The sequence below is a fragment of the Erythrobacter sp. genome (assembly GCF_039988855.1).
GTDB lineage: Bacteria > Pseudomonadota > Alphaproteobacteria > Sphingomonadales > Sphingomonadaceae > Erythrobacter.
The window spans coordinates 732,702-746,685 of sequence record NZ_JBDXIY010000015.1 but is presented as its reverse complement, the minus strand read 5'-3'; the positions used below and the strand labels follow the sequence as shown (position 1 = coordinate 746,685).

Below are 13,984 nucleotides of genomic sequence, written 5' to 3'. Positions count from 1 at the left end.
TTGCGCACGCCACTCTGGATTGCTTCGCTGCGCTCACAATGACAATGAATGATCATCGCTTTCCGCTCATCAACTGTCCGAATTCATCTACCTTTTGGATCCAATCTTCTCCAAAAAGAGACTTAACTTCCCGAGCTTCAAGATAAGGCGGATCACTGTAAATCAGCCCGGTCGACGCTCCGTGAAGTAACATCCGGTCCGACGCATTGAGTTGATAGTGCGGATCAGAAATTCGGCTGGACAAGCCTTCATACTCGGCGATGTAAAATCCAGTGACAGTCTGCAACTCACCAGCCCACCACTCGCTCTTATCGGCGAGCAGATCGAATAAGATGGCTTCAACAGTTGTCACAACGGAATATTATCATGCTTCTTCCAAGGGTTCTCCAACTGCTTGGTCCGCAGCCTTCTGAGCCCCTGTGCAACCCTACGCCGCGTCGAATGCGGGTGGATTACTTCGTCAATATACCCACGGCTCGCCGCGACAAACGGGTTGGCAAAGCGGTCTTCGTATTCCTTGGTCTTTTCCGCGATCTTCTCCGCATCGCCGCGGTCTTGGCGGAAGATAATCTCCACCGCGCCTTTCGCGCCCATCACCGCGATCTCTGCGGTGGGCCATGCCAGATTGAGGTCGCCGCGAAGGTGCTTTGACGCCATCACATCGTATGCGCCGCCGTAAGCTTTGCGGGTGATGATCGTGATCTTGGGCACGGTTGCCTCGCCGTATGCAAACAACAGCTTTGCGCCGTGTTTGATGATGCCGCCCATTTCTTGGGCTGTGCCGGGCAGGAAGCCGGGGACATCGACAAAGGTCACGATCGGAATTTCAAACGCATCGCAGAACCGCACAAAGCGCGCCGCTTTCTTCGAGGATGCAATATCGAGCACACCTGCAAGCACCATCGGTTGGTTTGCAACAACGCCCACTGTGCGTCCCTCAACCCGTCCAAAGCCGCAGATGATATTGGCGGCATGCGCAGGCTGAATTTCGAAAAACTCGCCCTCATCCAAAGTCTTCTTGATCACCTCATGCATGTCATAAGGCTGGTTCGCATTGTCCGGGATGATCGTGTCGAGCGATGGTTCCAACCGGTCCCACGGGTCATTGGTGGGAAGCTCTGGCGCTTCCTCACGGTTGGACAATGGCAGGTAGTTGAAGAATTCGCGCGTCGCGAGCAGCGTTTCAACGTCGTTCTCAAACGCGATATCGGCAACGGAAGTTTTGGTCGTGTGGGTAATCGCCCCGCCTAGCTCTTCCTGCGTGACTTCCTCATTTGTGACGGTCTTCACCACGTCGGGACCGGTCACGAACATGTAGCTGCTGTCCTTCACCATAAAGATGAAGTCGGTCATGGCAGGCGAGTACACAGCGCCCCCTGCACATGGGCCCATGATAAGGCTGATCTGAGGGATCACGCCGCTGGCCAGCACGTTTTTCTGGAACACATCGGCATATCCGCCAAGCGAGGCCACACCTTCCTGAATACGCGCACCGCCGCTGTCGTTAATGCCGATTACGGGCGCACCCACTTTCATCGCGGTGTCCATCATCTTGCAGATTTTCTCTGCGTGACGTTTTGACAAAGAGCCGCCGAAGACGGTGAAATCTTGGCTGAAGACATAGACAAGACGGCCATTGATCGTGCCCGAACCCGTGACCACGCCGTCGCCGGGGATCTTCTGCGTTTCCATGCCAAAGTCGACGCAATCATGCTCAACATAAGTGTCGATCTCTTCGAAAGACCCTTCGTCCAGGAGCACGTCCAAACGCTCGCGCGCGGTCAGCTTGCCCTTGGCGTGCTGTGCATCAATGCGCTTTTGCCCGCCGCCCATTTTGGCAGCTTCGCGTTTGCGTTCCATTTCAGCGATATTGGCAGACATTAAAGAGGCCCCTGTCTCTGTTTGGATATTCGAATGTTTGGATGCTCGTTGCCGCAGCGGCAGCTAAGCGTCAACTTATCAAAGGTTCAGCATTATCCGCCGTGCGAGCGACGGCGATATCCCTTGAACAAAGCGCAAAAGACGGGTTTGCCCAATGTGCACCTCGGCCTTGTTCCGCTTTATCGCATCAAGAATATCGCCTGCGCAGTGCTCTGGGCTCATCTTGGACACATCGTAAGCAGAGGTCATTTGCGTATCGACCATTGGCGGCAGCGCCTCAATTACATGCACAGGTTCATTCTTGAATTGTGCGCGCAAAGAAAACGCAAAACTGCGAAGTCCCGCTTTTGTCGCGCAATAGACCGCCGCGTCTTTGCTCGGGGCAAGTGCAAGGCCCGACGTTACAAAAACAATCGAGGCCTCTGGACGTTTCCTAAGCCATCTTAGCAATCCGCCGGTCAAACGCGCCGGTGCGGACAGGTTGGCGTAAAAGCATGCATCGGCATCGTCTGGATCGACCTTCCCTTCCGCATAGTTGGTTTCAACCCCCATCCCCGCATTGTTGATGAGGATATCGAGATCCTTCTTACCCCATTCCGCAATCAGAGCGTCGACCCCTTGTGCATTGGACAGGTCCGCCTCAATCGCGCCAAAGCCTTGGGTGCGCAGTTCAGCAAGCCTTTGGACGTTGCGACCAGTGACAGTGACATCCGCGCCTCCCGCTTGCAGCTGGAACGCGAGCGCCTTGCCAATCCCTGCACTGCCGCCGGTAAGCAGGACCTTTTTTCCAACAATGTTCATACGCTTGCCAGCCTCACACTTTCACTACGCCATGCTCAATCAATGACTTGGCACAGTCGACCACGCTTTCTTTGGCGGACCGTGTTTCCCAGCCTAGCCGCTCTTTCGCGTGATCCACATTGCAATGACGGCTTTTGCCAAGCTCGCTTTTGATCGAGCGAATGCCTGCGTTGAACAGGCTAAGAATGTGGACAAGGAAATTGGGCATGACACGCGTTGGCACCTTCTTTGTGTGCTCAGCCGGCAAGCCATCTTTCAGCATCTCGGCGACATCAATGAACTTGTAAAACTTGCCCGCTGCGAGGAAGCGCTCGCCGTCAAGGCCCGGTTCTTCGAGGCATTTGACATGCAAGGCGGCGGTATCTCGTGTGTCAACAATGGCAAAACCAAGGTCGGGCGCCATCGGCACCTCCCCTGCAAGCAATTGACGGACAGCTTCGACGGAGGGCGAGAAATCGGGATCGTCCACCGGGCCAATCACCATGGATGGGTTGACCGAAACAAACTCCATATCTCCGCCTTCCGCCTTCATCCAATCGCGCGCAGCACGTTCTGCAATGGTTTTAGATTTGACGTAAGGGTAGACATCGGGGTGGGTAATATCGGTCCAGTCCGCTTCGGTAACGGTGTAGTCCTTTTCGCTGCGACCATAAGCGACCGCGGCCATCGAACTTGTTTGGACAAAGCGTTTAACGCCTGCCTCTTTTGCAAAGCGCAGCGCCCGCAAAGTGCCTTCACGTGCAGGCACGATCATATCGTTTTCGTCTTTGGGGGTTGATGCTGCAATGGGCGAGGCGACGTGGGCCATATGTGTACAACCAGCGACAGCCTGCGCCCAGCCATCATCCGACATCAACTCCGCTTCGAAGACTTTGACCTTATCCTTGCCAGGATTGCCCAAACGCCTTCGAAGCAATTCTTCGCTTTTGGCCCTGTTGCGCACGGTGGTGTGCACAGTCCAATCCTTCACCAACAATTGCCGGATCAGCTCGCCAGCGATGTAGCCTGTTCCCCCGGTAACGAGTGCAGTTTTTGCCATGGTCGGACCCTCCCTTAGTTCTCTCGAAGAAGAGAGCTAGCGCTGTGAGTGCCAATCGGCAAATGAACGAAGAAAGTACTTCTATTTTAGAAGCACCAATTCCTCAGCCATGGTTGGGTGAATCGCCGTCGTCGCGTCAAAGTCAGCCTTGGTCAACCCTGCTTTGATTGCCACCGCTGCTGCCTGAATAATCTCAGCGCTTTCCGGGCCGATCATGTGAAGCCCAACGACCTTATCTGTCGCAGCATCGGTAATCATCTTGTAGAGCCCGCGCTCCGCCCGGTCTGAGAATATGTTCTTCATCGGACGGAAATCCGATTTGTAGATATTGATCTCACCATGGGCTTCACGGGCCTCTTCTTCGGTCATACCCACACTTGCGATAGAGGGCTGAGAGAAGACAGCAGTCGCGATGCAGGAATGGTCGACATAGCGTTCATTCCCGCCAAACAGGCTATCAGCCAGCGCGTGACCTTCGCGGATCGCAACTGGGGTCAATTGCACGCGGTCCGTCACATCGCCCACGGCATAGATGCTGTCGCACGACGTTTTCGAAAACTTGTCGACCGGAATTTCACCTTTGGCGCCAAGCTCAATCCCAGCATGTTCAAGGCCCAAGCCTTCGACACGCGGGCGACGGCCCGTTGCGACAAGGATCTGGTCGACCTGTTTGGTCGTACCATTCGTGAGGGTGACATTGAGCGAGCCGTCTTCGGCTTTTTCCACTTTCTCGATTTGTGCACCCAATTGCAGGTCAATCCCGCGCGCTTCCATAACCGGAGGCAGGCGCTTCACGATCTCCTGCTCATAAGTGCGCAGGATTGTGTCAGACCGGTTCACAAGAGTTACATCCGCGCCAAGCGCGTTGAATATGCCTGCAAATTCAAGCGCGATATAGCCGCCGCCCATCACCATCAGGCGTTTAGGAAATTCGTCGAGGTAGAAGATTTCGTTCGAGGTGATGCTATGCTCAGAACCCTCGAATGCAGGCACCACAGGTTCACCCCCGGTTGCGACAAGGATGTATTTCGCCGTAACCTCACGGCCGCTGGCAAGGCGCACCGTATGCGGGCCAGTGATTGTTGCGCGTTCTGAGAAACTTTCAACGCCGGCCCCGCCAAGAGTTTGACCATAAAGTCCTTCCAAACGGTCCACATCACCGTTCACAAAATCGCGCAAAGTGGCCCAATCAAAACTGTTGTCTTTAAGCGTCCAGCCTTTGTGATGAGCATGGCTCAACTCCTCAGCGAACATGGATGCGTTCACCAGCATCTTCTTCGGCACGCAGCCGCGAATGACACAGGTGCCGCCGTAGCGGTGCTCTTCCGCAATCCCGACTTTCGCGCCGTACCCGCCCGCAATCCGGCTAGCGCGGACGCCGCCTGAGCCTGCGCCAATCGTGAAAAGATCGAAATCGTAGGTAGTGTCAGCCATTCAAAGCGCTCCCTTGGTGTTGGAAAGCGATATGGCGGTCCGTTAGCCGATTGCCAAGCCTCAAGCCTCAAGCCTCAAGCCTCAGGCCTCAGCTTTCGAGGAAACGCCCATAATCGCGCAAGAGCTCAAAAGCCTTCATATTCTCAAGCGTGATGAGGCCATCATCCGTGATCCCGGTAAGCCGATGGATCAGGCGAAGTATCGCCTTTTGCTCCACATCACCAATATTCATCAGCGTGATAAGCATATCGGGGTTTTCGTGTTCCAGCTCATCAAAAAGCATGGCGACATTCATCGGGTCAAAACCAAAGCCAAGGAAACCGAGCCGTTTCCCGCGAGACATCTCTGCACGCAAATACGAACGGAACTGGCGCGATTTCTCGCGTTGGCTTGCGGTGAAAATCCGGCGGGAAAGCGCGACAATATTGTCTGCATCCACATCGCCCCAAACCGCACCATTTTCATCGTCGCCCTGCCACGGCAAACGTCCGGCAACACCGTAAGGGTGAACAATACGAAGCCGCCCAGCGACCAATTCTTGCGCCTCTTCAATCGACATGCCGAATGCGCGTTGTACCACCCATGGCAGATAATGTTCGATTGCGCGGTCGTAGTTGAAGCAAACGATAGAGAGCTTTTCAAAGCACTCTTCCGCGCGTGCCCGCGGCACGCCTTTAACGATAAGCTGGCCCAGTTGGAACAACCAATTTTCCGAACCCCTCAAAGGCAATTCTTCGGCAGAACGAGGCTCTACTGCAAGCGTCGACTTCGATTCTGCCTGAAGTGTGTAATAAACGATGGCGAGTTTACCAGCGGCTTGAACCGCTGGATCATGACCATATTGTTCAAGGATCGCATCGATATTGGTACTGACCAATGTCGCGTCGCGAATGGCCTTTGCCCCGTCGACCAATTGGTCATAGGTCATCCCGAATTCCGGGGCGACGCGTTCAAACAGGTGAGCCAAGCTTACAAGGTCACGCGATTTAACTTCGGAATTGAGCCGTTCAAACTCATATCCCGAGGCGATCTTGTTAAGCAGTTCAGTACCGTCAGGCATCTCGATCTCGCGATTTGCCCCGGCGCCAATAATCAATGTTGTATCGGTGCGGATCATAAGCGCAAAAAAGGTCCCTAAATGGCGTGCTTCTACTGTGAAGCGCCAGTTAGAGGCCTTATGCTTAATTTCAGTTTAAATTCTGCCAATGCATTGAATAAATTTTACCCAATGTGACAAGGAGTTAGCCTTACCCTTGGCGTGGACGACCGCCACCACCGCCGCCGCCACCGCCACCGCCACCACTATGACGCCTGCGGCTGCCGCCGGGCTTTCCGCCAGGGCGCTGGCCTCCGGGTTTGCCGCCCTGTGGACGTCCCCCCAGTTTTCCTTGAGGTTTTCCCTTACGAGCGCCGTGCTTGGGCTTTGGCTTCTTAGATTTGCGTGATCCATCACCGGCGCCCTGACCTTTGCTTGGGTTTTGCCCGGCAGGCCTCGGCCTGACTTTTTTCTTTGAAACCCGCGTTGCGCCGCGCGTTTCAGGTTTTGTCGGACCTTCGCCTTCGACCACTGCACGGAAGTTCTCCGGTAGATCAAGCCGATCTAATTCCACCTTGGTGACTTTGCGAATGTCCTTGAGGTAAGAACGTTCATCCTCACCACAAAACGCGATTGCGACGCCGTCTTTACCCGCTCGCGCTGTGCGGCCGATGCGGTGCACATATTGTTCCGGCACATTGGGAAGTTCATAGTTGATGACGTGGGAGACGCCCGGAATATCGATCCCGCGTGCGGCCACATCGGTGGCGATCAGAACGCTGGTTTTACCCCGGCGAAACTCATCTAGCGCACGCTGGCGCTGAGGTTGGGATTTGTTGCCGTGAATGGCATTCGATTCAATCCCGCTTTGGCGCAATTTCTTCACAACACGGTCCGCGCCGTGCTTTGTCCGGGTGAAGATCAGGATACGCTCAAAGTTGCCCGGTACACGGTGGCGTCCAGAAAGGATCATATCGAGAAGCGACTGCTTCTCATCCTTCTGCACCATGAATATGTATTGCTCTACTCGCTCGGCTGTTGTGCTCTCAGGCGTCACAGAGACCTGCACCGGATTGCGGCAATAGTTCTTGACCAGCTCTTTAATCGCCTTGGGCATTGTGGCGCTGAAAAACAGGGTCTGGCGCTCTTTGGGCACAAGCTCGTTAATCCGGCGAAGCGCATGGACAAACCCAAGGTCCATCATCTGATCCGCCTCGTCCAGAACGAGCACTTCGACGCTGTTCAGGTTAAACGCTTTCTGATCGATCAGATCGAGCAAGCGTCCCGGTGTCGCGATCAAAATATCGGTGCCGCGGTGGAGTTTGTTGCGGTCTTTATTGACCGAAGTGCCGCCCACGATGTTTTGCACCTTCAGCCCTGCAAGCGCGCCATAGTCTTTGGCAGAGACCGCGATTTGCTGAACCAGCTCACGCGTTGGCGCAAGCACCAACATGCGGCAGGATTTGAACGGGATCTGGTTATCGCTCTCGCGCAGCCGGTCGATGGAGGGCAGCATAAAGGCCGCCGTTTTCCCGGTGCCCGTTTGCGCAATCCCTAAAAGATCGCGCCCCTCAAGGACGGGCGGAATAGCCTGTGCTTGGATCGGTGTGGGAGTGGTATAATTTTGAAGGTCGAGGGCCTGAAGAATGGGCTGTGACAGCCCGAGGTCGTCGAAAGTTTTTGTATCAGTTGTGGTCATAATGACTCGCAATATGTGCGATGCGCACGCGCAAAAGTGGCGGTGCGAAGCGCGGGTTCAAAGAACCGCCCGCGTGAAATGGGAAGCTGTAGGGGTTTGTGGTGAAACGCTTGGCCGGGGCGGGTTCAAATGAGAGCCGCCGCTTCACGCTGCCTTAGGTGTGCGTTTCGTGTTGGCGGCCCAGATGGATGTTGCAGCGCAAAAAGTCAAAGAAAATCGGTCCAAGCGCTTGGTCAACACCAGCCGTTCGCCCTGAGCCAATCAAATTGTAACTACCGCCCTTTCACCATTACAATAAGCGAAGCGCGGCAGCGCACAAACCAAACGGTCACATTAAAAGCTGCAACGCGATACCTTAGCGGGCTCGAATAAGCCGCAAGAGAACGAAAGAGCCAATCTTGCGAGAGGCTATTCGAGAATGCTCAACTTCATTATGCTGTCGCTTTTTGTCCAATGAGATGTTGATGGTCCGTAACCAAAGCTTTGGCTTCAGCTTCTTGCAGGTGCTTTGCGACCATATCACTACCGGCGTACTTCAATCGCAAGTTTCTCAGTGTCACTATAAAATAAGAACTTCCCAGCGCGATCGTGTAAAGCAGGACGAAGAATCCAGTGGCGTCGTTAGGGTTGCTCCCCATAGGACTAGTCCACGAACTGATCGCAGCCGCAAAGAGGAACAATCCCACAAGAACGATGTAGATAGTATCTGGCTTTCTCAACAAAAGCAGATCCAGCCCTACGCTTCCAATTATCGTAGCGATACCCAAGAACATAAAGAGAGCAAAAAGAGCTAAGAAAATTGCTCCGGTGACGCCCCAAAAGCCAACTGCCTCACCGATGTCAGGGACGGTGTCCGTGAACACAAAATAAACCCCGACACCTAACATCAACAGTCCAAACAAGATCAATGGCAATCCGACAACCCGTGGAATAACCGTAATCAGGGGATTCTCGATTTGCATGCCGATTAGGCCATCTGATGCGAAAGTTCCCGAGCTTGTTTGGATAACTTTTGCCAATTCTCTTCCCCTTCGAATCAGGCTATTTTTCACCTTACACCGTGTTCGAAAACGAAACTCTTATCAACCCAACCCCGCCGCTTCCATCAGCGCCCTAGTACTCGCATCCAAATCCCCTTCCCCGCTTTCAACCTCTTTCGCCATCTTCTTGCCCAGCTCGACGCCGAATTGGTCGAAGGGGTTGATGCCCATGAGGACCGCGCCTGCAAACACGCGGTGTTCGTGGAAGGCGATGAGCGCGCCCAAAGTCGCAGCATCCAAGTCATCGACCAAGATCGTCGCAGAAGGCCGGTCGCCCGCAAATCCGCGCGCCGGGTCTTTCCCATCCGCGCTCATATTGCCGCCTGCCATCAATGCCGCGCCTTGGGCAAAACAGTTCGACAACAGCGCCTTGTGGTGCGCGGGGTCTAGTTCGTCTCCGGGCGCGATGCTGGCGATGAAGTCTACTGGGATCAAATGCGTCCCTTGGTGGAGGAGCTGGAACACCGCATGCTGTGCATCGGTGCCTACCCCGCCCCATGTGATCGCGGCTGTCGGCGCATCGACGGGCTCGCCAGATGACGTCACAGACTTGCCATTGCTCTCCATCTCCAGCTGCTGGAGGTAATCGGGGAGCAGCGCCAAGCGTTCGTCATAGGCGAACACGGCGCGGGTCTGACAACCGCGGACACGCGAATAATACAGGTCCCCGAATGCTGCGAGCAGTGGCCCGTTCGCCCTGCCCTCGGTTTCGCGGAAATGGGTGTCCATTCCTTGCGCGCCCGCCAAAAACGCGGTGAAGTCGTCCATGCCCACCGCCAATGCGAGCGGGAAACCAATGCTCGACCACAGCGAATACCGTCCGCCAACACTTTCTGGGAACGGCAGGATGCGGGTTTCATCAACGCCCCACTCCACCGCCTTTTCAGGGTTCGCCGTCAAAGCCACAACGCGCCCGCTAGGGTCGTCGACTTTGTTGTCGGCAAGCCACCTTAACGCGCTGGACGCATTGGTCATCGTCTCAGTCGTCGTGAACGTCTTGGACGCGATCGCAATCATCGTTGTCTCTGGGTCACACGCGGCAAAAGCCTGCTCCAAAGCAAGGCCATCAATGTTCGACACCACATGCACATCGACCAGCTTCAAATCGCGGGTGAGCGCGTCAATCGCAAGGTCTGGCCCCAGGGCAGAGCCGCCAATGCCGATGTGGATGAGGTGTTCAACCTTACCAAACGCGCCTTCGTGGATCGCGCCCACTAGCATACCCATGCGTTGCAGCAGTTGATCCGCCTCTTCGCAATCCGCCTCAGTCCCGCTTCCTCGCATCGCACCGTGGGTCGCAGGGCGCCCTTCCGTCGGGTTCACAATCCCGCCGCCGAACAGCGCCTCTCTGCAATCGGCAAAGCCCATGACCTCGGCAAGCTCCTCAAACGCGGAAAGCTCAGCGTCATCCAAATGCGTCTTCGACCAATCGAGCAAAATCCCCATCGGCCCCGCATCCCCCAAGTCAAATTCAAGCCGCTGGCTCATCTTGGAGAGGCGGCTCTCATCGCTCGCAAATATTTCAGCGAGCGTCTTGCTTTCGCCTTGTGAAAGGCGCGCCCAAATTGCTTTGGCGGAAGTAAGTGAGCTTGGCGAAGTAATCATTGGGCAAAACCTCTATGCGCAGGAGATAGGTGCGAGTAAGGGGACGATTATGGATGGTAAAGCCCATACACAAGAAAGTGCATCTTCGTCTTCCCTCCAGTCCCATGGGGAAAGCGCGAATACGTCTGCGCTGGTCGCCCAAAGAGCGGCGAAGAAAGAGACCCCAAAAAGCTTCGCACTTTTCCTGATTCAGCTTTTAATCGCGGTCCTGATCTTCCGCAGTTTCATCTTTGCACCCTTCTCAATTCCGTCAGAAAGCATGTTACCACGCCTTATGAATGGTGACCTATTGCTTGCTGCAAAATGGCCTTATGGATTCTCAAATCACTCCCTTCCGTTTGACGCGCCCATCATTCCGGGACGGATTTTTGCTGGTGAGCCGGAACGCGGTGATATTGTCATATTCAAACACCCTGTGGACGGGGCCGATTATATCAAACGCGTGATTGCTTTGCCCGGCGACCGTATAGCGGTCGTGGATGGGGTAGTGATCCTTAATGGAGCGCCTTTGCCGCTTGAACCCTTGTCCGATTTTGCAATTGAGCTTTCCCCTAATACGGGATGCGCTTGGGGCGGACACGAAGAGCGCGGCGCAGATGACGTTGTGCTTTGCCGCTATGCCCAATACCGTGAAACACTGCCGGGCGGACGCGAATTTAATGTCCTCGATTTTGGAAGTCATGGAGGCGACAATTTTGCCGCCACCATTATACCCGATGGCCATATGTTCGTGATGGGGGACAGCCGCGATAACTCACGCGACAGCCGCTTTGCAGCCCGTAGCGGAGATGCAGTGGGTATCGTCAATCAAGACCTGCTAGTCGGCGAGGCTTCAATCATCTTATGGTCGAGCGATGGCAGCGCAGTTTGGTATAACCCGATTAGCTGGTTTTCGACCGTACGATGGGACAGGATTGGAACATTGCTATGAGTGAACTCTCCAAAGAAACTCAAGTCTGGCTCAAATCAGCAGGCTTTACGGTCAAGACAGAGGCAATCTGGCTCGAAGCGCTCACCCATGGAAGTTTTAACTCGGGCAGCCCGTCGCAAACCGATCACGCCCGCGATTATCAACGGCTGGAATTTTTGGGCGACCGCGTCCTTGGATTGGCAGTTGCCAGCTGGCTTTTCCGCGCAAGTGACCGGGACGAAGGACAACTCTCTCAGCGATTGAATGCTCTGGTCAGTGGGCGAACCTGTGCTCGCATTGCCAAGGGTATTGGCATGCCCGATCATGTGCGCCTTGGAAAACAGGCGCGCGAAGATGGCGGGGCCGATAGTGATAATATCCTTGGCGATGTGATGGAGGCCCTGATCGGAGCAAGTTTCCTCGACAACGGTTTTGACAACACGCGCGATGTGATTCTCGCCCTTTGGGAAAGCGACCTTTCGGGTGATGCCGGAAGAGCAAAGCACCCCAAAAGCGCGCTGCAAGAATGGGCTGCACATAACAAACGCGCCATGCCGCATTACGATGTGACTGGGCGCAGCGGGCCTGACCATGCCTCTCGTTTTACAGTGACGGTGCGCATCCACAATGTGGGCGAAGCTGAGGCCGACGCAACGAGCAAAAGCGAAGCGGAAAAACTCGCAGCTAAGGCGTTTCTTGAAAAATTTGGCTGAGACAAACCATCCCCTCTGATGAGGGCAAAAGGACTTATGACAGACACACAAACCACTGACATCAAATGCGGCGTTGTTGCCGTAATCGGTGCACCTAACGCGGGCAAATCGACACTAGTGAACCAGCTCGTTGGGCAGAAGGTCGCGATCACCTCGGCCAAAGCTCAGACAACCCGCGCGCGGATGCTGGGCATTGCGTTGCTGGACCGGGTGCAGATGATCCTTGTCGATACACCCGGCATTTTCGCTCCCCGCCGCAAACTTGATAGAGCAATGGTTTCAGCCGCTTGGGATTCGACCAGTGAGGCCGATGCGGTCCTCCTAATCGTCGACCCAATCAAACAGCGCCGCCACGAACTACTGCCTTTGATTGAGGCTTTGGCCAAGCGCCCTGAACGCAAGATATTGGTCCTGAATAAGGTCGACAAAGCCAAGAAAGAACCGCTTCTTGCCTTAGCCGAAGAATTGGCAGGCGAGGTCGAATTTGACGAGATTTTCTTCATCTCGGCGCTCTCTGGCGACGGCGTTCCCGAAATGAAGGCTGCTCTTGCGAACCTTATGCCAGAGGGTGCGTGGCACTATCCCGAGGACCAAGTCTCCGACGCCTCAGAGCGCTTACTAGCCGCCGAGATTACCCGTGAACAGCTCTACGCGCAGCTCCACGAAGAACTGCCCTATGATGCAGCGGTGCGCCCGGAAAGCTATGAGATGCGCAAAGACGGAAGCGTCGAAGTGCGCCAACAAATCGTGATCGCTAAATCCAGCCAAAAGCCGATAATCCTCGGCAAACAAGGCAGCAAAATCAAAGCTATCGGCGAAGCAGCGCGTATGGAATTGGCCGAGATTTTAGGCGTTAAGGTCCACCTGTTTTTGCACGTAAAAGTGAGCGAGAACTGGGACGAAGACAAAGAGATTTACGAGGAAATTGGCTTGGATTTCGGGTGAAGTGATGAGACTGCATCCGCCTTCAACAATCCTATTTCTAGTCGCCACCTCTTTCGCAGTGATGGCAATGTTCAAACATGCTGAACGTCCCACGGATTCTCTTGAGTGCAGGGTTGCTCATGATTTTATCACCTCAGTGGTGCAAGATGGTCAATGGTTCACAGGAGACAAGCCCATCTACCTCATGAAAGGTCATGGATATGACGCTGATTTAGGAGAGTTTCTTCGGTCGGACAGCGCTCTGCCATCTGATCGCAGTAATCCTTTGCTTCCCTTGTATTTTGGCTTGCTGGAACGCCAAGACGAGCATCTCTCCGACGTTTGCCCCGGAACCTTAGATCGATTTCCTCATATTTTCAGAAGCCCGTCTGGTTTCGAACCAGTCGCCGATGAACATGGCGTTTTCAATGTGATCTTTTTTGGAATGGTAGTTCCGGCCGTTTCGCCAGATGCAGGGCTAGCTCTAGTTTCGGCTCACGTGACTTATGCAGGCGAAGATGGTGAGGGAGTGAGTGTCTTAATGATGAAAGACGAAACAGGAGTCTGGCGCGTCGCTTACAGCGACACATCATGGGTCAGTTAAGAACCACCGTCATCCCGGACTTGATCCGGGATCCAGAACGATACAGCGCTCTGGTGACCGACCTTGGCTCATCACCGGCCCAGAACTTGACGGTCCGGGCGGCATCAACCCTCAGCGCTTCTTAGCGATCTTGACCTTTTGCTGTTTGGCAAAGCTCTTGGTGGAATCTTCGCTTCGGTTCAAAGCTTTGGCGATTTGTTTCAGGCCCTGCCCTTTAGACGCGAGTAGCTTTAAGCGGCCCGCCTCTTCCGCGTTCCACGGCTGTTTGTGCCTTTCAAAGTGCTCTTTGCCCATGTCT

14 protein-coding genes are annotated in these 13,984 nt (G+C 54.7%); 4 read left to right on the top strand and 10 right to left on the bottom strand.

Annotated elements, in window-relative coordinates; genetic code table 11:
• Positions 1–52: 52 nt before the first annotated feature.
• The 9 genes from ABJ205_RS06475 to pgi all read right to left on the bottom strand — a co-directional run bounded on the left by ABJ205_RS06475 (position 53) and on the right by pgi (position 10,535).
• On the bottom strand, positions 53–352 hold the full coding sequence (locus tag ABJ205_RS06475) for a hypothetical protein (protein WP_348155612.1): 300 nt from the start codon (positions 350–352) through the stop codon (positions 53–55).
• Positions 349–1,881 (bottom strand): acyl-CoA carboxylase subunit beta, encoded by a 1,533-nt coding sequence (locus ABJ205_RS06470; protein WP_348155613.1) that lies wholly within the window; start codon positions 1,879–1,881, stop codon positions 349–351. Before ABJ205_RS06470 ends, ABJ205_RS06475 begins: the two co-directional genes overlap by 4 nt.
• Positions 1,882–1,959: 78 nt before the next feature.
• Complete coding sequence (locus ABJ205_RS06465; RefSeq protein ID WP_348155614.1) at positions 1,960–2,682, bottom strand: SDR family NAD(P)-dependent oxidoreductase; 723 nt, start codon at positions 2,680–2,682, stop codon at positions 1,960–1,962.
• Between the two features lie 13 nt (positions 2,683–2,695).
• The gene (locus ABJ205_RS06460) at positions 2,696–3,721 is read right to left on the bottom strand and encodes an NAD-dependent epimerase/dehydratase family protein (RefSeq protein WP_348155616.1); all 1,026 of its coding nucleotides are present in this window, start codon (positions 3,719–3,721) and stop codon (positions 2,696–2,698) included.
• 81 nt (positions 3,722–3,802) lie between these two features.
• The gene (gorA, locus tag ABJ205_RS06455) at positions 3,803–5,155 is read right to left on the bottom strand and encodes a glutathione-disulfide reductase (protein ID WP_348155617.1); all 1,353 of its coding nucleotides are present in this window, start codon (positions 5,153–5,155) and stop codon (positions 3,803–3,805) included.
• Positions 5,156–5,243: 88 nt separating this feature from the next.
• Positions 5,244–6,272 (bottom strand): hypothetical protein, encoded by a 1,029-nt coding sequence (locus ABJ205_RS06450; RefSeq protein WP_348155619.1) that lies wholly within the window; start codon positions 6,270–6,272, stop codon positions 5,244–5,246.
• Positions 6,273–6,402: 130 nt separating this feature from the next.
• Positions 6,403–7,890, bottom strand: a complete 1,488-nt coding sequence (locus ABJ205_RS06445; RefSeq protein ID WP_348155622.1) for a DEAD/DEAH box helicase — start codon at positions 7,888–7,890, stop codon at positions 6,403–6,405.
• Positions 7,891–8,321: 431 nt separating this feature from the next.
• Positions 8,322–8,909 carry a hypothetical protein gene (locus ABJ205_RS06440; RefSeq protein ID WP_348155624.1) on the bottom strand — a complete coding sequence of 196 codons (588 nt, stop codon included), beginning with the start codon at positions 8,907–8,909 and terminating at the stop codon, positions 8,322–8,324.
• A 63-nt stretch (positions 8,910–8,972) separates the two neighbouring features.
• Positions 8,973–10,535 carry a glucose-6-phosphate isomerase gene (gene pgi, locus ABJ205_RS06435; protein ID WP_348155625.1) on the bottom strand — a complete coding sequence of 521 codons (1,563 nt, stop codon included), beginning with the start codon at positions 10,533–10,535 and terminating at the stop codon, positions 8,973–8,975.
• Positions 10,536–10,584: 49 nt separating this feature from the next.
• Between pgi and lepB the strand changes: the two genes are divergently transcribed.
• From lepB to ABJ205_RS06415, 4 genes are read left to right on the top strand one after another with little or no spacing between them, the layout of a single operon-like run.
• Positions 10,585–11,466: a signal peptidase I gene (gene lepB, locus ABJ205_RS06430; protein WP_348155627.1), complete on the top strand. Its 882-nt coding sequence runs from the start codon at positions 10,585–10,587 to the stop codon at positions 11,464–11,466.
• Positions 11,463–12,158 (top strand): ribonuclease III, encoded by a 696-nt coding sequence (gene rnc, locus ABJ205_RS06425; RefSeq protein WP_348155629.1) that lies wholly within the window; start codon positions 11,463–11,465, stop codon positions 12,156–12,158. Before lepB ends, rnc begins: the two co-directional genes overlap by 4 nt.
• A 36-nt stretch (positions 12,159–12,194) precedes the next feature.
• The gene (gene era / locus ABJ205_RS06420; RefSeq protein ID WP_348155631.1) at positions 12,195–13,103 is read left to right on the top strand and encodes a GTPase Era; all 909 of its coding nucleotides are present in this window, start codon (positions 12,195–12,197) and stop codon (positions 13,101–13,103) included.
• A complete protein-coding gene (locus tag ABJ205_RS06415) occupies positions 13,084–13,686 on the top strand; it encodes a hypothetical protein (protein WP_348155632.1) in 603 nt (200 codons plus the stop codon). Before era ends, ABJ205_RS06415 begins: the two co-directional genes overlap by 20 nt.
• A 111-nt stretch (positions 13,687–13,797) precedes the next feature.
• Here ABJ205_RS06415 and ABJ205_RS06410 read toward each other — a convergent pair whose 3' ends face one another.
• Positions 13,798–13,980 carry a hypothetical protein gene (locus tag ABJ205_RS06410; RefSeq protein WP_348155634.1) on the bottom strand — a complete coding sequence of 61 codons (183 nt, stop codon included), beginning with the start codon at positions 13,978–13,980 and terminating at the stop codon, positions 13,798–13,800.
• Between the last annotated feature and the right edge of the window lie 4 nt (positions 13,981–13,984).

What these genes read in the sequence shown, in the direction of transcription:
- ABJ205_RS06470 (WP_348155613.1), bottom strand. Translation starts at nt 1,881, where the DNA reads ATGTCTGCCAATATCGCTGAAATGGAACGCAAACGCGAAGCTGCCAAA.
- ABJ205_RS06465 (WP_348155614.1), bottom strand. Translation starts at nt 2,682, where the DNA reads ATGAACATTGTTGGAAAAAAGGTCCTGCTTACCGGCGGCAGTGCAGGG.
- ABJ205_RS06460 (WP_348155616.1), bottom strand. Translation starts at nt 3,721, where the DNA reads ATGGCAAAAACTGCACTCGTTACCGGGGGAACAGGCTACATCGCTGGC.
- gorA (WP_348155617.1), bottom strand. Translation starts at nt 5,155, where the DNA reads ATGGCTGACACTACCTACGATTTCGATCTTTTCACGATTGGCGCAGGC.
- ABJ205_RS06450 (WP_348155619.1), bottom strand. Translation starts at nt 6,272, where the DNA reads ATGATCCGCACCGATACAACATTGATTATTGGCGCCGGGGCAAATCGC.
- ABJ205_RS06445 (WP_348155622.1), bottom strand. Translation starts at nt 7,890, where the DNA reads ATGACCACAACTGATACAAAAACTTTCGACGACCTCGGGCTGTCACAG.
- pgi (WP_348155625.1), bottom strand. Translation starts at nt 10,535, where the DNA reads ATGATTACTTCGCCAAGCTCACTTACTTCCGCCAAAGCAATTTGGGCG.
- lepB (WP_348155627.1), top strand. Translation starts at nt 10,585, where the DNA reads ATGGATGGTAAAGCCCATACACAAGAAAGTGCATCTTCGTCTTCCCTC.
- rnc (WP_348155629.1), top strand. Translation starts at nt 11,463, where the DNA reads ATGAGTGAACTCTCCAAAGAAACTCAAGTCTGGCTCAAATCAGCAGGC.
- era (WP_348155631.1), top strand. Translation starts at nt 12,195, where the DNA reads ATGACAGACACACAAACCACTGACATCAAATGCGGCGTTGTTGCCGTA.
- ABJ205_RS06410 (WP_348155634.1), bottom strand. Translation starts at nt 13,980, where the DNA reads ATGGGCAAAGAGCACTTTGAAAGGCACAAACAGCCGTGGAACGCGGAA.